The organism is Sulfitobacter sp., assembly GCF_041552635.1.
Lineage (GTDB): Bacteria > Pseudomonadota > Alphaproteobacteria > Rhodobacterales > Rhodobacteraceae > Sulfitobacter.
This window is the reverse complement of record NZ_JBFEKM010000082.1, coordinates 1-18179: the sequence shown is the minus strand read 5'-3', so window position 1 is coordinate 18179 and position 18179 is coordinate 1. Positions and strand designations below refer to the sequence as shown.

Annotated in this window: 22 protein-coding genes; 5 read left to right on the top strand and 17 right to left on the bottom strand. The window is 54.5% G+C overall.

Features of this window, described 5'->3' with window-relative positions; genetic code table 11:
• Positions 1-48: 48 nt before the first annotated feature.
• Positions 49-924, top strand: a complete 876-nt coding sequence (locus tag ABYT07_RS11350; RefSeq protein ID WP_372991761.1) for a 3-hydroxybutyryl-CoA dehydrogenase — start codon at positions 49-51, stop codon at positions 922-924.
• Between the two features lie 72 nt (positions 925-996).
• Here ABYT07_RS11350 and ABYT07_RS11345 read toward each other — a convergent pair whose 3' ends face one another.
• The 7 genes from ABYT07_RS11345 to ABYT07_RS11315 all read right to left on the bottom strand — a co-directional run bounded on the left by ABYT07_RS11345 (position 997) and on the right by ABYT07_RS11315 (position 6373).
• Positions 997-1866: a lysophospholipid acyltransferase family protein gene (locus ABYT07_RS11345; RefSeq protein ID WP_372991765.1), complete on the bottom strand. Its 870-nt coding sequence runs from the start codon at positions 1864-1866 to the stop codon at positions 997-999.
• Positions 1867-1937: 71 nt separating this feature from the next.
• Positions 1938-2207 carry an HPr family phosphocarrier protein gene (locus ABYT07_RS11340; RefSeq protein ID WP_372991760.1) on the bottom strand — a complete coding sequence of 90 codons (270 nt, stop codon included), beginning with the start codon at positions 2205-2207 and terminating at the stop codon, positions 1938-1940.
• Positions 2208-2222: 15 nt separating this feature from the next.
• The gene (locus ABYT07_RS11335; protein WP_372991758.1) at positions 2223-2615 is read right to left on the bottom strand and encodes a PTS sugar transporter subunit IIA; all 393 of its coding nucleotides are present in this window, start codon (positions 2613-2615) and stop codon (positions 2223-2225) included.
• Positions 2612-3505 carry an RNase adapter RapZ gene (rapZ, locus tag ABYT07_RS11330; RefSeq protein WP_372991756.1) on the bottom strand — a complete coding sequence of 298 codons (894 nt, stop codon included), beginning with the start codon at positions 3503-3505 and terminating at the stop codon, positions 2612-2614. Before rapZ ends, ABYT07_RS11335 begins: the two co-directional genes overlap by 4 nt.
• The gene (locus ABYT07_RS11325) at positions 3498-3941 is read right to left on the bottom strand and encodes an HPr kinase/phosphorylase (RefSeq protein WP_372991755.1); all 444 of its coding nucleotides are present in this window, start codon (positions 3939-3941) and stop codon (positions 3498-3500) included. The genes rapZ and ABYT07_RS11325 overlap by 8 nt, the downstream gene beginning before the upstream one ends.
• Before the next feature lie 3 nt (positions 3942-3944).
• On the bottom strand, positions 3945-5630 hold the full coding sequence (locus ABYT07_RS11320) for a sensor N-terminal transmembrane domain-containing protein (protein ID WP_372991754.1): 1686 nt from the start codon (positions 5628-5630) through the stop codon (positions 3945-3947).
• A gap of 41 nt (positions 5631-5671) precedes the next feature.
• On the bottom strand, positions 5672-6373 hold the full coding sequence (locus ABYT07_RS11315; RefSeq protein ID WP_372991753.1) for a response regulator transcription factor: 702 nt from the start codon (positions 6371-6373) through the stop codon (positions 5672-5674).
• A gap of 361 nt (positions 6374-6734) precedes the next feature.
• On the opposite strand from ABYT07_RS11315, the gene ABYT07_RS11310 reads away from it, so the two are divergent.
• Positions 6735-8333, top strand: coding sequence for a phosphoenolpyruvate carboxykinase (locus ABYT07_RS11310; RefSeq protein ID WP_372991751.1), 1599 nt, complete (start codon positions 6735-6737; stop codon positions 8331-8333).
• 68 nt (positions 8334-8401) lie between these two features.
• On the opposite strand, the gene ABYT07_RS11305 is transcribed toward ABYT07_RS11310, so the two are convergent.
• Positions 8402-9118 (bottom strand): hypothetical protein, encoded by a 717-nt coding sequence (locus ABYT07_RS11305; RefSeq protein ID WP_372991750.1) that lies wholly within the window; start codon positions 9116-9118, stop codon positions 8402-8404.
• Positions 9119-9197: 79 nt separating this feature from the next.
• Positions 9198-10094: a LysR family transcriptional regulator gene (locus ABYT07_RS11300; RefSeq protein ID WP_372991748.1), complete on the bottom strand. Its 897-nt coding sequence runs from the start codon at positions 10092-10094 to the stop codon at positions 9198-9200.
• 155 nt (positions 10095-10249) lie between these two features.
• Here ABYT07_RS11300 and ABYT07_RS11295 point away from each other — a divergent pair, with 155 nt between their 5' ends.
• Complete coding sequence (locus ABYT07_RS11295; RefSeq protein ID WP_372991763.1) at positions 10250-10609, top strand: helix-turn-helix domain-containing protein; 360 nt, start codon at positions 10250-10252, stop codon at positions 10607-10609.
• Positions 10610-10614: 5 nt separating this feature from the next.
• Here ABYT07_RS11295 and ABYT07_RS11290 read toward each other — a convergent pair whose 3' ends face one another.
• Entirely contained in the window at positions 10615-11382 is a 768-nt protein-coding gene (locus tag ABYT07_RS11290; protein WP_372991746.1) for a sulfite exporter TauE/SafE family protein, read from the bottom strand.
• A gap of 146 nt (positions 11383-11528) precedes the next feature.
• Between ABYT07_RS11290 and ABYT07_RS11285 the strand changes: the two genes are divergently transcribed.
• Complete coding sequence (locus ABYT07_RS11285; protein ID WP_372991744.1) at positions 11529-13214, top strand: acyl-CoA dehydrogenase family protein; 1686 nt, start codon at positions 11529-11531, stop codon at positions 13212-13214.
• Positions 13215-13275: 61 nt separating this feature from the next.
• Positions 13276-13671: an META domain-containing protein gene (locus ABYT07_RS11280; protein ID WP_372991742.1), complete on the top strand. Its 396-nt coding sequence runs from the start codon at positions 13276-13278 to the stop codon at positions 13669-13671.
• On the opposite strand, the gene recO is transcribed toward ABYT07_RS11280, so the two are convergent.
• The 7 genes from recO to ABYT07_RS11245 form a co-directional block, all read right to left on the bottom strand.
• Positions 13655-14380, bottom strand: a complete 726-nt coding sequence (gene recO / locus ABYT07_RS11275) for a DNA repair protein RecO (protein WP_372991740.1) — start codon at positions 14378-14380, stop codon at positions 13655-13657. The two genes, ABYT07_RS11280 and recO, sit on opposite strands and share 17 nt — an antisense overlap.
• Entirely contained in the window at positions 14380-14709 is a 330-nt protein-coding gene (locus ABYT07_RS11270; RefSeq protein WP_372991738.1) for a DUF1491 family protein, read from the bottom strand. Before ABYT07_RS11270 ends, recO begins: the two co-directional genes overlap by 1 nt.
• 60 nt (positions 14710-14769) lie before the next feature.
• The gene (gene era, locus ABYT07_RS11265; RefSeq protein WP_372991737.1) at positions 14770-15678 is read right to left on the bottom strand and encodes a GTPase Era; all 909 of its coding nucleotides are present in this window, start codon (positions 15676-15678) and stop codon (positions 14770-14772) included.
• Positions 15675-16361, bottom strand: a complete 687-nt coding sequence (gene rnc / locus ABYT07_RS11260; RefSeq protein WP_372991736.1) for a ribonuclease III — start codon at positions 16359-16361, stop codon at positions 15675-15677. Before rnc ends, era begins: the two co-directional genes overlap by 4 nt.
• Positions 16358-17194, bottom strand: coding sequence for a signal peptidase I (lepB, locus tag ABYT07_RS11255; protein WP_372991734.1), 837 nt, complete (start codon positions 17192-17194; stop codon positions 16358-16360). Before lepB ends, rnc begins: the two co-directional genes overlap by 4 nt.
• Positions 17195-17297: 103 nt before the next feature.
• The gene (acpS, locus tag ABYT07_RS11250) at positions 17298-17711 is read right to left on the bottom strand and encodes a holo-ACP synthase (protein WP_372991732.1); all 414 of its coding nucleotides are present in this window, start codon (positions 17709-17711) and stop codon (positions 17298-17300) included.
• A gap of 123 nt (positions 17712-17834) precedes the next feature.
• Positions 17835-18179 (bottom strand): pyridoxine 5'-phosphate synthase (locus tag ABYT07_RS11245; protein ID WP_372991730.1); only part of this gene is annotated, 345 nt, incomplete at its 5' end.

The following is an 18179-nucleotide window of genomic DNA, read 5'->3' as shown; positions in this document are numbered from 1 at the left end:
CCCACCTCGCCCGCCCTATGCTGCGATCAAACAAAAAAGGGACAGGCCATGGACATCCAAACAATCGGCATCGTTGGCGCAGGCCAGATGGGCAACGGGATCGCACATGTGATGGCCCTCGCGGGATATGATGTTTTGTTGACCGATGTCAGCGCCGAAGCCCTTCAAAAGGCCGTGGATACGATCACCGGTAATCTGGACCGGCAGGTAGGTCGCGGCAAAGTTCCCGAAGCGGACCGGGACGCGGCGCTTGCTCGGATCACAACCACCCAAACCCTAAGCGATCTTGGGCAGAGTGATCTGGTAATCGAAGCCGCTACGGAGCGCGAAACCGTTAAACAAGCGATTTTCGAAGATCTGATTCCGCATCTAAAGCCAACAACGATTTTGACCTCGAATACCTCTTCCATATCCATCACCAGATTGGCCAGCAGAACCGACCGACCTGAAAAATTCATGGGCTTTCATTTTATGAACCCTGTTCCGGTGATGCAGTTGGTCGAGCTGATACGGGGTATTGCCACAGATAAAGAGACTTTTGCTGCCTGCCGCGCCGTTGTTGACAAACTGGGTAAAACCGCCGCATCCGCCGAGGATTTCCCCGCCTTTATCGTAAACCGCATCCTGATGCCGATGATCAACGAGGCGGTCTATACGCTATATGAAGGTGTGGGATCGGTTGAATCAATAGATAGTTCATTGAAGCTTGGGGCGAACCACCCGATGGGGCCTCTGGAGCTTGCTGATTTTATCGGGCTTGATACATGCCTCGCCATTATGAACGTATTGCATGACGGCTTGGCAGATACCAAGTATCGCCCTTGCCCATTGCTGACGAAATACGTTGAGGCAGGTTGGTTGGGCCGCAAAACCAATCGCGGATTCTATGATTATCGTGGGGATGTTCCAATCCCTACGCGTTAAGGGCTGCGACACAGACAAGAGATCGGACAGGGGGCCAGCCCCCCGGGATTTTGGACCATTTGGAAAAGATGATTAGTTCTGTAGTTTAAGGGTATGCGCCCTGAGCCAGGCCATAAAGCCGCGCGGATCGTCAGCATGGGCGGACATCTCTTCGTCGGTCAAGGGATGGCCAACGATGGGACCTTGGGGTTTATTGCAAGCATGGACAATCTCGTGCAGCAGCAACCCTTGGCGGAGCATCGGAGATATCTTATTTGCAATTTGATACGCGCGGCTGTTTGCACCGGGAAATTTCATCGGCACGACCCGCGCATTTGAACGACGGATCAGTTTAGCGGTGAAAACATTCCATTCAGCCTCAATTGCCGGGCCAAAAAACGTGTCAGACGCAGCGACGACACCTGAGGGAAACAAGGCAACAACGCCGCCGGCCTTGAGATGTGCCATCGCTTGGGCCCGCATTTCAACGCCCTTGCGCTGCGCATCGGGATCGTGTGGGAACGGCACCGAGATCATGTAGCTGCCCGCGACCTCGTCAATCGAGGTCAAAAGAGACCGTGTGAGAATGCGGTAATCGGGCCGTACTCGGCCAATAAGATCGGCAAAGATCATCCCGTCCACCATCCCGTGAGGATGATTCGCAACAACAACAACAGGGCCGGTCTTTGGAATACGATCCAACTGTTCTTGTGGTGTGGTCAGATCGATGCCCATGGTATCAAGGGCAGCACGCCAAAACCCTTGCCCTGTCGGCGCGCCTTTACGTTCGAATTCGCGCACAAGCCGCAATACTGACAGCTTACCGGTGAAAAATTCGATCAGGCTGATGACAAATGACTTAAATGGGTGATCAAACGTCGAGGCATAAGAAAGACTGCGGCGGTCGTATTTTGTGGTGCTGAAGGCTTCGGGTGTCACCGATCCGACTACCGGGTCCTGCATCGTCTGTTTTTTGTCCATCACAGGGCGATCCACGTGCCGGGCCGAGTATTGATCACCGCATCACGCATGGATCAGTTACCTTCGCCAAACTTGTCAGCAACGAGAGCAGTAAGCGCTTCGACCAAAGCCACGGCGTCCGCACCGGTCGTTTGAATATCAATTGTTGTACCTTTCGAGGCCGCCAGCATCAGAAGGCCCATAATGCTGTCCCCCGACGCAGACATGCCGTCCTTGCTGACCTCGGCACGGGCGTCAAAGGCTTCGACGACCTCGACCAGTTTTGCAGATGCACGCGCGTGCAATCCTTTTTCATTCACAATTTTTAATGATATTTGAGGCATGTATATGCGGCCTTGCTATTCTTTGCTGACATTCTGGCTGTCAATATATTTCCTACCCGCAGCCAGTGCGGCACGCACCGCTTCAGGAACATCAAGATCACGAGATTTCGCCAGCTTGATAAGCATCGGTAAATTCGCGCCATATAGAATGCGGCGGTTTTGGGGGCGGCAGGCCAGCAAGCTCAGGTTCGACGGAGAGCCGCCAAAAAGATCTGTAACGACAACAACCCCTTGCCCCATGTCAACTTCATCAGCAGCTTCGCAGATTTCCATTTCCTTGGCTTTGCGATCGTGGTCTGCATGAATAGAGATAGCTCGGACACCATTTTGCGATCCAACGACATGTTCGATTGCGGCCAAGTATTCCTTGGCCAGTCCCCCATGTGCAACAATCACAATACCTATCAACGCGTTGTCTCTTCCCGCTTTTTCTGTTCCAGCTCGCGGTGCCTAATTGACACTGGCCAGCCTGCATTCGCAAGACTGAAAGCGTGCTGTTCAGCCAGAGCTACTGACCGGTGTTGCCCCCCCGTACACCCAAATGCAAGAGAGATGTGCGATTTACCTTCTGTCTTGCACGCGGGCAAGATCAAAAGACTGAGATCTAGAACCTGTTTGGCAAAGGCGTCAAACAGCGGATCTTGGCCCACATATTCTGCAACCCGCGCATCGGTCCCGTTCATGCCGCGCAAAGACGGCTCCCAAAAAGGATTTCGTAAAAACCGACAGTCAAACACCATATCCGCGCTACGGGGCAGACCGCGCTTGTAGGAAAACGACTGGACAGAGATGGTCAGGTGATGCGCGCCGCCAACTGCAAACCAGCGCTCCAGTTCCTCGCGCAACTGGTGGACATTCAAATCACTTGTATCGATCAGAATATCGGCATTGGCACGCACCGGAACCAGCAGCTCTTTCTCCCGGCGAATGCCTTCGACAGGGCTATCTGCTTCTGCCAGCGGATGCCGTCTGCGGGTTTCCGAAAACCGGCGGAGCAATACGTCGGTACTGCAGGTCAGATAGAGCAGATCAACATCAAGATTTTCGCGCGCCCGCAGTTGAGACAAAAGATCATTGACCATGTCGGTTGAAAAATCTCGGTTCCTGGGGTCGATTCCCAATGCCAAGGGCCGCAGCTGTCCCGGTGCGTCCAGCAGCGACAGCAGCATGCGCAAGGGAATATTATCAATGACCTCGAAGCCCGCATCCTCAAGCACGTTAAGCGCAGATGATCGTCCAGCCCCGGCGGGGCCCGTCACCAGAACGATGCGCTTGGTATTGGTTTTTTGTTCATTCATCTTGCTGTGGCTTCATCGTTCTGAGGTAAAGAAGTAGCGCTGCCGGGAAATGCGGCCCGCTGCACCGATGCAAACAAGGGATCACCCTATCAACAAGGGTAACTTCATGCGCAAAAGGAAGGCGCTCTTTTTCATCGTGATCCAGATCTACGGAAAGGTAAATCGATATATCAGAGACAAACGGTAGCGTCAGCAGGCCGACGCCGCGCGCTTCGATACGTCCCTTGATCGTATCCGGTGCCTTTGCCAGCAACCCGTTCCCGACCTGCGATAGCACTGTTCTATCATCTGCGACCAGTGTCGCCCCAAGCGCAATTAGTTGCAATGCGAGCGACGATTTTCCCCTGCCAGATGCGCCAAAGATAACAAGCCCCCGCTGATCCACTGCGACGGTTGTGGCATGAATGATCTGTTGCAAGGCCGGCCTGTCGCCCATCGGCTAGGTCGGTAAACCCACGACAAAGCGGGCGCCAAGTGGCTCTGACGTGATGTCGGCTTCGGTTGGTCGGATGTTTTCTGCCCAGATCACACCGCCATGCGCCTCAACGATTTGCTTGGAAATCGCCAGACCAAGGCCCGAGTTATTGCCAAAATGCTCATCAGGACGCTGGGAATAGAAACGTTTGAAAATCTTCGACAGCGCCTGATCTGGAATTCCCGGGCCGGTATCCTCAACCACCACAAGGACACGGTTCTCGCGCTGGCGCGCCCAAACGCGGATTGCATCGCCATCTTCGCAAAACGACACAGCATTGGTGATCAGATTAACGAAAACCTGTGCCAAGCGCGCCTCAAGCCCGTGTACGATAATCGGGGTCTCTGGCAGGTCAGTGATAAAATCGATGCCCCGCTTGCGCGCATCTTCGCCCAGATATTGCCCAAGATTGCCAATCATTGTCAGCAAATCGAAGGGCTCTTCCTCTTCCTTAACCAGTTCACTGTCCAGCCGTGACGCGTTTGAAATATCGCTGACCAACCGATCAAGTCGTCGCACGTCATGATCAATGACATCCAACAGCTTTTCGCGTTGATCTTCCCGCTTAATCAGCCGGAGCGTCCCCACGGCGGAGCGCAATGACGCCAGCGGGTTCTTGATTTCATGCGCCACATCGGCGGCAAACTGTTCATTCCCGTCAATACGGTTGTAGAGCGCCGACACCATTCCACGCAACGCGCCGGAAAGGCGCCCGATCTCGTCGGGTCTTGCGGTAAGGTCTGGAATACGGATGCGGCCAGGGTTCATCTTGCGCGCATCCTTGTCGCGGCCCAGTTCGGCCGCAGCGGCAAGATCCGCCAACGGGTTCGCGATGGTTGACGCCAAGACCAGGCTAAGGCCAATCGAAACCAGAGTTGCAATGACGAACATCTGCAATACCCGTTCGCGTTCGCCCCGTACAAGTTTATCAATTTCGCCAGCAGCAGACGTCACAGCAACAACGCCGACGGCAACACCGTTTTGCAAAATAGGGGTCGTGACAGTGAACAATGTGCCGCCCTGCGCATCAAGATTGTCCCGAATTTGCGTCCCGTTGGCCAGCGCATCCGCGACCAGTGGCTTTAACTGATCGACGATTGGCAGGACTTCCGCAGGCGTATTCTGCCCGAAAGGGCTGGAAAGCTTTGCCCAAAGCCAGCTTAATCCGTCGGTTAACAGGGTCTTATCGCTTCGGTCGGTATTGGGGGCGATTTTAGCCATTCGGCCTTCGGACCGGGCAAGCAGGCTGTCGTCAGGGTCGAACACAAAAACCTCGATGCCGCTTCGCAGATCGAGCCGATCAAGGCTGGCCACGACATCAACGTCGGCATCTTCCGAAAGGCTCGTAATAGCACTGCCGGGCAATTGCGCCTCAAACACGCCCGAGATCAGCTCGGCTTCTGAAACAAGGGATGCACCACGTTGCACTGCAAGGCTGTCGCGAGAGGAATTAAGATAAAGAATACCTGCGACCAAAACATTCAAGGCAATCAGGTTGAACGTTATGATCTTGCGCGTAAGAGGCGACGCACGCAGCGAGAAAAGCCCCCGCCGCGCCCGCTTAACACGCAATTCATCGGTCGCGGTTTTGTCTGGCGCGACCCAATCATCGCCCAGCACAACATCACCGTCCCGAACAGGCGTGGCCATGTCTCGCACAAAATTCCTTTCGGCAATCGCCATAGCTCAGATCACTCTTCGTTATATCTATAGCCGATACCGTAAAGTGTCTCAATCGCCGAGAATCCTTCATCCGCAGTGCGCATCTTCTTGCGCAGGCGCTTGATATGACTGTCGATAGTGCGATCATCCACATAAACTTGATCGTCATAAGCGACGTCCATCAGTTGATCGCGTGATTTCACAAAGCCAGGGCGCTGCGCCAACGCCTGAAGCAACAAGAACTCGGTCACTGTCAGCGACACGTCCTTGCCCTTCCAGCTCACGGCATGGCGCAGGGGATCCATCCGCAAATCGCCCCGTTCAATAACTTTCGTCTCTTCGGTATCGCCGACCTCGTTGTTTTCGACGGCATCCTGACGGCGCAAAAGGGCACGGATGCGATCAACCAACAGTCTTTGGCTAAAGGGTTTTTTGACATAGTCGTCCGCCCCCATACGCAGCCCCAAAACCTCATCAATCTCGTCATCTTTGGAGGTGAGGAAAATAACCGGCATCGCGGTCTTCTGGTGCAAACGCTGTAGCAAATCCATGCCATCCATCCGAGGCATCTTGATGTCCAAGACCGCCATGTCGGGAAGCTTTTTGTTGAACGCGTCCAGTGCAGCCTGACCATCGTTATATGTTTCGACTTCGAAACCTTCTGCTTCAAGAGTCATCGAAACAGACGTCAGGATGTTCCTGTCGTCGTCTACCAATGCGATTCTGGACATTGCCCGTTTCCTTTATGCTGCTCAATTATCATTTGTTTTTCTTTCAGTGATCATCAATTTAACTGAGCGAATCAATCCTAAAGTGCGAATCACCTCTCCTGTCGGCCATATTTCAGCCATAATTTGACAAGGAATGGCTTAATTGCCGCAGTCTTCTCTTTAAAATTGTAGTATATCGGGCGCTAACGGCCCGCTGTTTTTCCAGCTTGGGCAGAGAACCGCGCGATGATGGCGCTAACTGCGTCAAAGCCGACTGTTCATATCACAAATCGACGTGCTAAGACGCCCCCACGGCCCAAGCGGCCGTCCAATTTTTGAAGAAGTAAGCGCCAAATATTGGCGCATCTACAGGAGACATCCCATGACGTTAGGCCGCGTAAATCCGCAATTCCGCCTCGAAGATCAAGGCATTAGCGGGCTAGGTGATGTCTATTACAACATGATAGAGCCCGCCCTGGTCGAAGCTGCTCTCAAGCGCAGCGAAGGCACACTGGGCAAAGGCGGCACGTTCCTAGTCACCACAGGAAAATTCACAGGCCGTTCCCCCAAAGACAAACATGTCGTCAAAACTGACAGCGTTGCCGATACGATTTGGTGGGAAAACAATGCCGAGATGTCGCCCGAAGGGTTCGACGCGCTGTACCAAGATATGCTGGCCCACATGCAAGGGCGCGACTATTTCGTACAGGACTTGGTTGGTGGTGCAGACCCCAAGCATGCGATCAATGTGCGTATGGTCACTGAACTTGCATGGCACGGTCTGTTCATCCGGCACATGCTGCGCCGCCCCGAACGCGAAGCGCTGAACGATTTCATTGCAGACTTTACCGTGATCAACTGCCCCAGCTTCTCGGCCGATCCGGCAAAGCACGATTGTCGCTCCGAAACCGTGATTGCGATGAACTTTGACAAAAAGATGATTTTGATCGGCGGCACTGAATATGCGGGCGAAAACAAGAAATCCGTCTTCACCCTTCTGAACTATTTGCTGCCCGGCAAAGGCGTTATGCCAATGCATTGTTCTGCCAATCACGCCACGGGCAATCCAGTTGATACAGCAGTCTTTTTCGGTCTGTCTGGCACAGGCAAGACTACCCTGTCCGCCGATCCCGGACGCACGTTGATTGGCGATGATGAACATGGCTGGTCTGACAATGGGACCTTCAATTTTGAAGGCGGCTGTTATGCCAAGACGATCAACCTTAGCCGTGAAGCCGAGCCGGAAATTTACGCTACGACCGAAAAGTTCGCCACAGTTATCGAAAACATGATCTTTGACGAAGAGACCAAAGAGCTTGATTTCAATGATGATTCTCTGACTGCAAACATGCGCTGCGCCTACCCGCTGCACTATATTTCGAACGCGTCAGCCAAGGCGATCGGCGGTCACCCCAAGAACATCATCATGCTGACCTGTGATGCTTTCGGGGTTCTACCTCCCATTGCTCGCCTCACGCCTGCACAGGCGATGTACCACTTCTTGTCAGGTTTTACGTCAAAGGTTGCCGGCACCGAACGCGGCGTGACCGAACCCGAACCCACATTTTCGACCTGCTTTGGCGCGCCCTTCATGCCAAGACGCCCCGAGGTTTATGGCAACCTGTTGCGCGAAAAGATTGCTGCACACGGCGCGACATGCTGGCTGGTGAACACCGGCTGGACGGGCGGCGCGTACGGCACAGGCAGCCGCATGCCCATCAAGGCAACCCGCGCCCTGTTGACCTCGGCGCTTGAAGGCGGTCTGGCGGACGTTGAATACCGCAAGGATGCGAATTTTGGCTTTGACGTGCCTGTATCTGTCACAGGAGTTGCAGATATTTTGCTGGATCCGCGCCGCACTTGGGACAACCCGGAATCTTATGATCGTCAAGCTGCGAAGCTGGTCAACATGTTCTCGGCCAACTTCGAACAATACATGCCGTACATCGACGAAGATGTGAAAGCCGCCGCAATCGGCTGATCTTAGTGTGATTTAATAAAAATCCGGTCAGAAGCCGCATATTACCGCGGCTTCTGACAACCTATTATCTAAGCCGCTTGGGCTGCCAAATCCGAAAGTGGCATCTCGAGAATGAACCGCAGGTCCTCGCTGCTCATGTAAGACATGAAGCCTTCGACTGGCGTGTCGTGCCCCGACAAGAACCACCGCAATGTACCCGGTTCAGTGTGCATATAGCCGTGCCGCGCAGGGAACCCCTTGAAAACAACTGAATTTTGCATGAAGGCGATGATGTAATCCGGATTCCAGTGTTGGATTGCCTGCCAGAACGCATAGCGGCCCAAGACGGACGACAGCCCTGCGTTTCGGAATTCTCGTGGTGTGGTGCCGACCCAGAACTCACCATGATAGCAGACCTGCCCCGATATTCGTTGTGCACCGGGACCTGCCCGATAGCGCGACCGCTGCAAGTCGATGTCCACACCGGGGGGCGGAAATTCGATAAACGAGCGACGCAAATGCTCCGCCAAGGTATTCCCCTTAAGATCAAGCATCCGCATTGCCTGCGTGTGCATGATGTCGCCCTTGTCATTGTGCCCTACAATCCAGAACGCATTTTCTTTGGTCATCTCATGCAACGTCGGGTCAAAGGGCATCCCCAAGACATGCCCCGGCCGTGCCGCTGCAATAATCTCTTTGTAGATATCGAAATCATACCCGACAGTCAGCGTTATCCCCGCCTGCTGCAGCAAACTTGTGCTGCTTGCAATAAACCGTTCACCGTCTTGAAAACTATGTAGCGTCACTTGAGGCTCTCCTTTGATGCGTAATCCACCAAAGTTTAACTCAAATCCAAAACGGTTGCTTGGTTTTTGCGATTAGGGGCTAAAACGCCACAATGGCATCAGGTGGCATAACGTCAAGAGTGGTCTGATCCAGCCCCGCAATCGAGATGTGGCGTGACCGGTCAATCGCTGCAATCAATGCAAAACTCCCGTCGGGGAAACGGCTCGCCAATAAAAGTCGTTTATATGCCAAAGGGATAGGCTGCTCGCCCTCTTCCCGTGGGATTTGGGTAACAACCTCGTCAAGCCGCACGCCGCCATTCGCCTGAACCTCCCGAAACGGTGCGTTCAGCATGGCCTCGAATTCTGGACCACCTGGAAATTGTCCCAAGGGGCGCCCTATGCTACTGCGCGCATTCTTCCATCCCCACCACTTTGTATAGAACGATTCTTGCCCCAATTCGATACAAATCCAACCATTTGGCGAATCACGGTAAACCAGCACATAGGGGCGCATCATCTGAAAGTTCAGGTGCTCCAACTCGCCCTTACTGTTGACCCAGGCGGCGAAGACCTCGCGCAGCATGTCTGACTCGCCATCCCAAATCTGGGTCAAAGGCTGCTGCTGCTGATAGAAGTTCCAACCGTTAGGTGCCTCATGCTCCAAGCGGAGCAAGCCGCCGACGTGGCGGGTATTGCCTTGCACCCAGATCTTCCCGCGCGCGAGAATATCTATCGCTTCGGGTAAAACCTCAATGCCCCGCTCAGTCAGCCGATAACGGCGTTCATCAACCTCAAACAATGCCGCTCCCATCAATTCTTCCAGCTGCGAAATGTGTCGCCGTACCGTTTGACGGGTGCTTTCAAGCTGTTTGACCGCATGGCTTAGGTTCAGAGTGTCAGCAAGAACAACAAATGACCTGATCATTTCAAACAACAAAGCAGGAATCTTCACCGCTGATGCTGCAGGTGCCACTATTTCAGTCAACTTGTTCATATTTCCCTGATGGTAAATTTATCATCCATTAATAAACTATATATAATACATCCATGTAGGATTTGTAACCACAAATTGAAAAAATCTATCCAATTGATCGCATTGGGCGTTTTGGTGGATGACTGTTCCCACAACAACCAGAGGTATAAGTGAAAATGTCCCATCCAGTAGACATCCATGTAGGTAAGAAGCTGAAACAAATCCGGACTTTGCGCCGACTTTCGCAAACAGACGTTGCCAAACAACTGAAACTTTCGTTTCAACAAATTCAAAAATACGAAATCGGTTCAAACCGTGTGGCCGCCAGCAGACTTTTCGAACTGGCAAAGATTTTGGATGTCTCGCCTTCGTTTTTCTTCGAAGGCCTGCATGACAACACCAATGATGCCCCCAAAAGCGATCCTAGCATTGAGATCGTCAGCGCCTTGGCATTAATTAAAGACGACGCAATCAAGTCACGGATCGTGACGTTTATCGAAGACGTGTCAGGTGTGACAGTCGCGCGCCAAAGCTGAAGCAGTCAGCCTAGCAGGCCGCGTCTCACCAGATTCGCGCCCGCAATCAAAAGGATAAAAAGCGTCGCTTTTCGGAACGACGCCTGATCTATCCGGTCCATGATTTTGCTGCCCAGCCACATACCGGAAAGGGCCGGCAAGATCATAAATATAGAAAATGGTACGGTTTCGGCCCGCAGGACTCCTGACCCGAAGTGGGCGAACAGCAATGCGACGGCCCCAAGCCCATAAATGACACCTTGAACGCGCATCTGGTCGTGTTTCGGCGTCCCTAGCGCAGTTAGATAGGCAACTGTCGGAGGGCCCCAAACACCGGAAACGCCGCCGACTGCCCCTGCGAAACCGCCTACCAGCACCTCAATTCTAGAAGACCGTTGTACCAGTGTAAAACTTCGCCCGCTAAGCTGCCAAAGCGCAAACAGGGTAATCGGCACACCAATCACCAACAACATGGTCTGTGACGGCAAAAACCGCACCAGTTGCGCTGACAAAACCAGCATGATCCCGCCAGCGATCAAAAACACTTTGAACAATTTCGTAGAGACCCACGCCGCCTTGACCCCTTGCCGTAGGGCTTGGAACAAGTTTGTTGCGACAGTCGGGAATATCAGACCCGCGAGGGCCAGTTCTGGCGGCAAAAAGATCGTCAAACCGGAGATCAACACCAACGGCATGGCGAATCCCACCATCCCTTTGATAAATCCTGCAACGATTGCCACTGCAAAGGCCAAAGCCAACTCATGCGGGGTCAAGAAACTGAAAAATACGTCCATTTTCCCCTCATATCAGTTCATACGGTAAGCGCACGACAATTTCATCGCGCAATTTTCAACCATTTTGACGCATGAAAACGTATCTTTATTGTGCTGCACCTGCGAAAGGTTTATGTCCCCTTTCATGCTAGAAAAGGACCGTACAGATGGCTCATGATGGACAAGACTTGACGATGGACGCGCAGATCATCGTAGAAGATTTGCTTAAACTCACCGCCGATGCGCTGCCGCCTGTCGATGGAATTCTTGATCAGGCCAAAGCTTCGGTGCGCGCGCTGGTATCGATTGATGGCCGCGTCTCCAACGCTTTGGTCGAAGCCAATCAAACCGCCGCACATGGATTGGCCTGGCTCGCGACATATGCGCAGTCCTTGAACCAGATGCATCTTTGGGCGGAAAAACTGAATGCTGACGGGGTTTTCGGAGAAACCGAACAACTGATTCTCCAGATCGCATTTGGCGAATATCTGTCGCAGATCCACGGTGGCATCCAGATGAACCAAGGCGAAATCCTGCGTCTGCAGGACATGGGTTTGGACCAGGATGCACAGCGCGGCCTATTGAATACTGCCGTGCAACGGCTGACCCAACATGGCAACACCCAAGCCGCCAGAACCCGCTTGGTTGAATTGATGCAAGAACAGTCAGCCAACATCACGGTCGGTCGCTCAGGTCTTGATGATGAACTCGAGATGATTCGCGAGCAGTTCCGCCGCTATGCCATCGACAAAGTTGAACCCTATGCGCACGAATGGCACCTCAAAGATGAATTGATTCCTATGGAGGTGATCAATGAGCTGGCTGAAATGGGTGTTTTTGGCCTGACCATTCCCGAAGAATTTGGCGGTTTTGGCCTATCCAAAGCGTCGATGTGCGTCGTCTCCGAGGAACTTTCGCGCGGCTACATTGGTGTAGGCTCGCTTGCCACCCGCTCGGAAATTGCAGCTGAACTTATCATCGCGGGCGGGACTGACGAACAAAAAGCCAAGTGGCTGCCCCGTATTTCAAGCGCCGAGACCCTGCCGACTGCCGTGTTCACCGAACCCAACACCGGCTCTGACCTTGGGTCGCTGCGCACCCGCGCGGTCAAAGACGGAGAAAACTATACGATCACAGGCAACAAAACCTGGATTACCCACGCTGCACGAACCCATGTGATGACGTTGCTTGCGCGCACTGACCCGAACACAACGGACTATAAAGGTCTGTCGATGTTTCTTGCCGAAAAGACCCCCGGCGACGACGCCAACCCCTTCCCGACCGACGGGATGACAGGCGGCGAAATCGAAGTGCTTGGTTATCGCGGCATGAAAGAATACGAACTGGCGTTTGATGGTTTCAAAGTGGACGGTCAAAACCTGCTGGGTGGCGAAGAGGGCAAAGGTTTCAAGCAATTGATGGAAACCTTTGAATCCGCGCGCATCCAGACTGCTGCCCGCGCCATTGGCGTCGCACAATCCGCGCTTGATATCTCGATGCAATATGCAATCGACCGCAAGCAATTTGGCAAATCCTTGATAAACTTCCCACGGGTTTCGTCCAAACTGGCGATGATGGCTGTCGAAATCATGATTGCGCGCCAACTGACGTATTTTTCGGCCTTTGAAAAAGATGAAGGCCGTCGCTGCGATGTAGAGGCGGGCATGGCCAAGCTACTTGGCGCACGGGTAGCATGGGCGGCCGCTGACAACGGGCTGCAAATCCACGGCGGCAACGGCTTTGCGCTGGAGTACAAGATCAGCCGCGTGCTGTGCGATGCCCGTATCCTCAATATCTTTGAAGGTGCCGCCGAAATTCAGGCCCAAGTGATTGCGCGACGGCTTCTTGGTTAACCCCTCCCCCATCAGCCTGGCGCAGATAATCTGCGTCAGGCGTCATTAAAGGCAGCACCAGATGATCCGCAGCGCTTCCCTAATCACGTGTCTCGCATTGCTAGGTGCCTGCGATCGTGAAGAAACGATTCGGAAATACGGCGCGGCTGATAAAATCTGGGCGCTGACCGAATTGAACGGCACCCCATTCGGCGCGGAAACGGCCCTGTCATTTCAACCAAATAGCCGCATTTCAGGAACAGGCCCCTGCAATGCTTTCAATGGCAAGATGTCCACGCCGTATCCTTGGTTCAAAGTTGAAAACCTTGCTGCAACCAAAAGAATCTGCCCTGAATTGGCCGAAGAAACTGCGTTTTTTAACGCCCTCTCCCAAGCCACGCTTTCCGAGGTATTAGGCCGCACGATGATATTGTCGAACCCTGATGGGCTAAGTATGATTTTCAACGCTGGCGGCTGAAAGCCTCTACATACCGTGCCCGCGCCTCTGGCAAGGGCTTTCCCCCCAGATCCCGCGCCAGATGTTGCTCCAGAAAATATCCCGTCGTCTTAAATCCCTGCGCAATTTCATCATCGCGCCCCTCGCCCTCTCCGCGCAAAACAGGTGGTAGGGGCAGCATCTTATCGGCCCACTCACCAGCCCCTTCACGTGTGACAGCACGGCCCGATTTTGGCGATACAAAAACCAAGCCTTCAGTCGCCCCCGTTACCGCACAGGCAGTCAAATCAAGGCCATAGCCCATCTCCTCAAGCAGGCTCAGTTCCCATTGCAAATAGGCCAAAGGCCATAGATCACCCTGATCCAGCAAATCCAACAGGGCTTGGGTCCGATGATAAAGCGGCGCATGCGGCTCACGTTCGGGCAAACAAAAGGACAACAATGCCGTCACTGTATTCAGCCCCGCAAGGCTCAGCCTATCGTTCATCGCTGATACGGCACGGCTGCGCACAGGTTCCACCGTAAACGCGCCGATATGCCCCTCAAGACGCGCCCGCCACGCAACATCCAACTGCGCGCCCGGTTGCAGGATTGGCGCAATCTTGCGGCTTGTACCGCCGCGCACAACACCAGCATGGCGCCCCTGCGTTGGGGTAAACACTTCGATAATGGCCGACGTTTCCCCATGTCGCCGCGCGCTCAGTAAAATCCCCTGATCGCGCCACTCCATCAGCTTAGCCCCTCATCCTGCAAAAGATGACGCCCTTGCCGGTCTTCTACTTCGATCACCCAAAGGTCAGGATCAAACCCGCGCTGTTTGGCAATCGACGCGTCCACCTCGGCCTCGCTACCGCTGACCATCTCGACCCAGGCACGCGCGCCGCTCATCAGATCAAAGCTTCGCTGAAACAGTGCAGCCTTGCCATCCAACGTGGCCAGCTTCACCAAAACGGCACCGCCGGTATCATCACCATGGGCCACGACAAAGGCTGGGATATCATAGACCCGCAACCGTGCCAGATAGGCATCAACCCAAAATTGCGCAGTCAGCCGCGCCATGCGCTACCCAGAATGCCAAATGGAAAAGATTCGTTACCGAAGGGTCGGCTGGCGCAGCGATCAGGCATTGCCGTCCTTAAACTCCAGCCCCATCTCGGTATAGCGCTCGGCCTCGTCCAACCAGTTCGGCCGCACTTTGACCTGCAAAAACAGATGCACCTTCCGGCCCAAAAACTCTTCCAACTCTTCTCGCGCGGCTTTGCTGACGGATTTGATCGTCTCGCCTTTATGACCCAACACGATCCCTTTGTGACCGTCGCGGATCACATAGATCAACTGATCAATCCGGGCGGTGCCATCTTTGCGCTCTTCCCAATTCTCGGTCTCGACCGTCAATTGATAAGGCAGCTCCTGATGCAGGCGCAGGATCAACTTTTCGCGCGTCATTTCTGCTGCGATCATGCGCATGGGCAAATCCGCAATCTGGTCTTCGGGGTAAAGCCACGGGCTTTCTGGCAATTCTCCGGCCAGCCAGCTGCGCAATGCATCAACACCGTGCCCCCGCTCGGCCGAGATCATAAAGGTCTCTGCAAAAGGAAAGCGTTCGTTGATTTCCTTGCTAAGGCCCAACAATACGGGTGCTTCGACCCGGTCGATCTTGTTGATGGCAAGCGCCACTTTGCGACCCTGACCCAACCCGTCAAGCCCCTCCAAGATACGCTCCACCCCTTCGGTGATGCCGCGGTTTGCCTCGATCAGCAACACCACCACATCCGCATCCGCAGCCCCGCCCCAAGCGGCAGCAACCATCGCGCGGTCCAAACGACGGCGCGGCTGGAACAGGCCGGGCGTGTCGACGAAAACCAACTGGCTGTCGCCCTCCATCGCAACACCTCGAATGCGCGCGCGGGTGGTTTGCACCTTATGGGTTACGATCGACACTTTCGCGCCGACCATCCGGTTCAGCAGTGTGGATTTGCCCGCATTGGGCTCACCGATCAGGGCGATAAAGCCGGCGCGGGTGGTCATGTGTTCTTCTCCAATTGCGCCAAAAGCATTTTGGCAGCGGCCTGTTCAGCCTGACGTTTTGATGGGGCAACCGCAACAGCGCTGTCCCCGGTTTGCACCTTGGCAGTAATGGTAAACATTGGTGCATGATCCGGCCCCTGCCGGTCCGTCTGCACATAGGATGGCGGCGGCAGCCCCCGCGCCTGTGCCCATTCTTGCAAGGCGGTTTTCGCATCACGTGCGTCTTGCTTGACGGTTTGAACGCGATCACCCCACAAACGCAGAATCAAATCACGAGACGCATCAAACCCACCGTCCATATAGACTGCGGCGATAATCGCTTCGATCGCGTCGCCCAGCAGGGCCTGCTTGCGCCGCCCCCCCGACAACATCTCGGAGCGGCCAAGTTTGAGCACTGCCCCCATGTCGATATCGCGCGCGACGTCGGCGCAGGCTTCCTTGCGCACCAGCGCATTAAACCGCGGAGCCAATTGCCCTTCGGTCGCTTTGGGGTCCAGCACCAGCAGTGCCTCGGCCATCACCAGTCCCAGCACACGGTCGCCCAGAAACTCCAACCGCTGATTGTCATCCCGGTTGGCCGAAGACATCGACGCATGGGTGACTGCGCGGATCAAAAGTTCAGGCTTGCTGAACGTGTACCCGATACGACCTTCAAAGGCCCGGAGATCCGCGCTTAGCTTCATTTGATTGCTTTAAAGAAGCGGTCGCCGCGCCATGTCCAGAAGAATAGCATCGACCGCCCGCCCGAACTGAACATGATCCGGTCAGCGCGGCCAATCAGGTTCTCGAACGGGACGTATCCCACGCCACCAGCCTGTTGCGCCAAACGGCTGTCGGCCGAATTATCGCGGTTATCGCCCATAAAGAAATAGTGGCCTTCAGGAACGGCATAGATGCCTGTATTGTCAGACGCTTGATTGCCGATGTTCAGGATCGGATGTTCTACACCATTGGGCAAGGTTTCGATTTGGCGGGATTTCTCGCAGTTGCCACCTTCGCCAACCGCACCGTTTTCACAGCGCGGACGCATGCCTTGGGGGCCTTGGCGGGTCATTTCTTCCTCGAATACGCCATCGGAACGCAGTTCGACAGGCGTGCCATTGATGCTGACCACGCCGTCGGTCACTTGAATTCTGTCACCGGGCAAACCGATCAACCGTTTGATGTAATCCCGGCCCGAAACGGGGTGGCGGAACACCACCACATCGCCACGCTCGGGCTCGGACGCGAACAGGCGTGTGTTGTCGCCATCAAAGGCACCGCAAATATCCTTGGCGTCGATTTCTATGCCGAAACGCGGCACCATGATGCTGGGGCAAGACGCGTAGGAATAGCCATATGCCATCTTGTTAACGAACAGGAAATCACCGATCAGCAACGTCTCTTTCATCGAGCCGGAAGGGATCCAGAAAGGCTGGAAAAACAAGGTTCGGAACACGCCTGCAATGACCAACGCATAGACGATTGTTTTGATGGTTTCGACAAATGCGTTGCCAGTTTTTTCTTTGGCAGCCATAGCGGCGCTCCTGATAATCAGTTTGGGGTTACATGCGGGCAGGACCCGCTCAAGTCAAGCGATCCAAGAGGTCTTTCGGGGGTGTGAAAGGTCGCAATACACGTTAAGATTGGTCCTGCACGATAGGTCGGGCTTCGATGACCACAAATGCCTGCGCCCAAGGGTGATCATCGGTCAGCGTCACGTGGATGATCGCCTCGTGATCAGGCGGGGTCATCTGCGCCAACCGTTCGGCCGCCCACCCTGTTACCTGCATCACCGGCTGCCCCGTACGCAGGTTGCTGACCGCCATATCCCGCCACGCAATCCCCATCCGCAAGCCGGTCCCAAGCGCTTTTGAACAGGCCTCCTTGGCGGCCCAGCGTTTGGCATAGGTTCCGGCGACGTCGCGGCGGCGTTCGGCTTTTTGCTGTTCGACATCGGTAAAAACCCGATTGCGAAACCGGTCGCCAAAGCGATCCAGCGTGCCTTGGATTCGTTCGATATTTGCCAGATCGGTGCCGATTCCTAGGATCATCTTGATGCCTTGCCTAATGCGATGACTGCCGTCTTAATCCGAAATGACGGCAAATGGAAAATTGACGCAAAGCCCCGATATCACCAGTGGATCGGCCCTGCCCTGAAAAACGCCGACCGATCGCTACGCGCTGCGTGCGTCGTCCATCAACTGGCGCATCTTGTGGATCGACGGGCCAAGCCCCAAAAATATGGCCTCGCCGATCAGGAAGTGCCCGATGTTGAGCTCTTGCACCTGCGGGAAGGCCGCAATTGGGGCGACCGTGTCATAGGTCAGCCCGTGCCCGGCGTGAATCTCGAGGCCCAGATCGTGCCCGAATTGCGCCATCTCCTCGAGCTTTTGCAATTCCTTTTGCGCCTCTTCCCAATGGCCTTCGGCAAAGGCGTCGCAATATGCTCCTGTGTGCAATTCGATGACTTCTGCGCCAATCCGGTTGGCCGCTTCGATCTGGCGTTTTTCGGCGGCGAT

Bases quoted from the DNA above. Each gene is read 5' to 3' on its own strand.
- ABYT07_RS11350 (WP_372991761.1), top strand. From the start codon at position 49: ATGGACATCCAAACAATCGGCATCGTTGGCGCAGGCCAGATGGGCAAC.
- ABYT07_RS11345 (WP_372991765.1), bottom strand. From the start codon at position 1,866: ATGCAGGACCCGGTAGTCGGATCGGTGACACCCGAAGCCTTCAGCACC.
- ABYT07_RS11340 (WP_372991760.1), bottom strand. From the start codon at position 2,207: ATGCCTCAAATATCATTAAAAATTGTGAATGAAAAAGGATTGCACGCG.
- rapZ (WP_372991756.1), bottom strand. From the start codon at position 3,505: ATGAATGAACAAAAAACCAATACCAAGCGCATCGTTCTGGTGACGGGC.
- ABYT07_RS11325 (WP_372991755.1), bottom strand. From the start codon at position 3,941: ATGGGCGACAGGCCGGCCTTGCAACAGATCATTCATGCCACAACCGTC.
- ABYT07_RS11320 (WP_372991754.1), bottom strand. From the start codon at position 5,630: ATGGCCACGCCTGTTCGGGACGGTGATGTTGTGCTGGGCGATGATTGG.
- ABYT07_RS11315 (WP_372991753.1), bottom strand. From the start codon at position 6,373: ATGTCCAGAATCGCATTGGTAGACGACGACAGGAACATCCTGACGTCT.
- ABYT07_RS11310 (WP_372991751.1), top strand. From the start codon at position 6,735: ATGACGTTAGGCCGCGTAAATCCGCAATTCCGCCTCGAAGATCAAGGC.
- ABYT07_RS11300 (WP_372991748.1), bottom strand. From the start codon at position 10,094: ATGAACAAGTTGACTGAAATAGTGGCACCTGCAGCATCAGCGGTGAAG.
- ABYT07_RS11295 (WP_372991763.1), top strand. From the start codon at position 10,250: ATGTCCCATCCAGTAGACATCCATGTAGGTAAGAAGCTGAAACAAATC.
- ABYT07_RS11290 (WP_372991746.1), bottom strand. From the start codon at position 11,382: ATGGACGTATTTTTCAGTTTCTTGACCCCGCATGAGTTGGCTTTGGCC.
- ABYT07_RS11285 (WP_372991744.1), top strand. From the start codon at position 11,529: ATGGCTCATGATGGACAAGACTTGACGATGGACGCGCAGATCATCGTA.
- ABYT07_RS11280 (WP_372991742.1), top strand. From the start codon at position 13,276: ATGATCCGCAGCGCTTCCCTAATCACGTGTCTCGCATTGCTAGGTGCC.
- recO (WP_372991740.1), bottom strand. From the start codon at position 14,380: ATGGAGTGGCGCGATCAGGGGATTTTACTGAGCGCGCGGCGACATGGG.
- ABYT07_RS11270 (WP_372991738.1), bottom strand. From the start codon at position 14,709: ATGGCGCGGCTGACTGCGCAATTTTGGGTTGATGCCTATCTGGCACGG.
- era (WP_372991737.1), bottom strand. From the start codon at position 15,678: ATGACCACCCGCGCCGGCTTTATCGCCCTGATCGGTGAGCCCAATGCG.
- rnc (WP_372991736.1), bottom strand. From the start codon at position 16,361: ATGAAGCTAAGCGCGGATCTCCGGGCCTTTGAAGGTCGTATCGGGTAC.
- lepB (WP_372991734.1), bottom strand. From the start codon at position 17,194: ATGGCTGCCAAAGAAAAAACTGGCAACGCATTTGTCGAAACCATCAAA.
- acpS (WP_372991732.1), bottom strand. From the start codon at position 17,711: ATGATCCTAGGAATCGGCACCGATCTGGCAAATATCGAACGAATCCAA.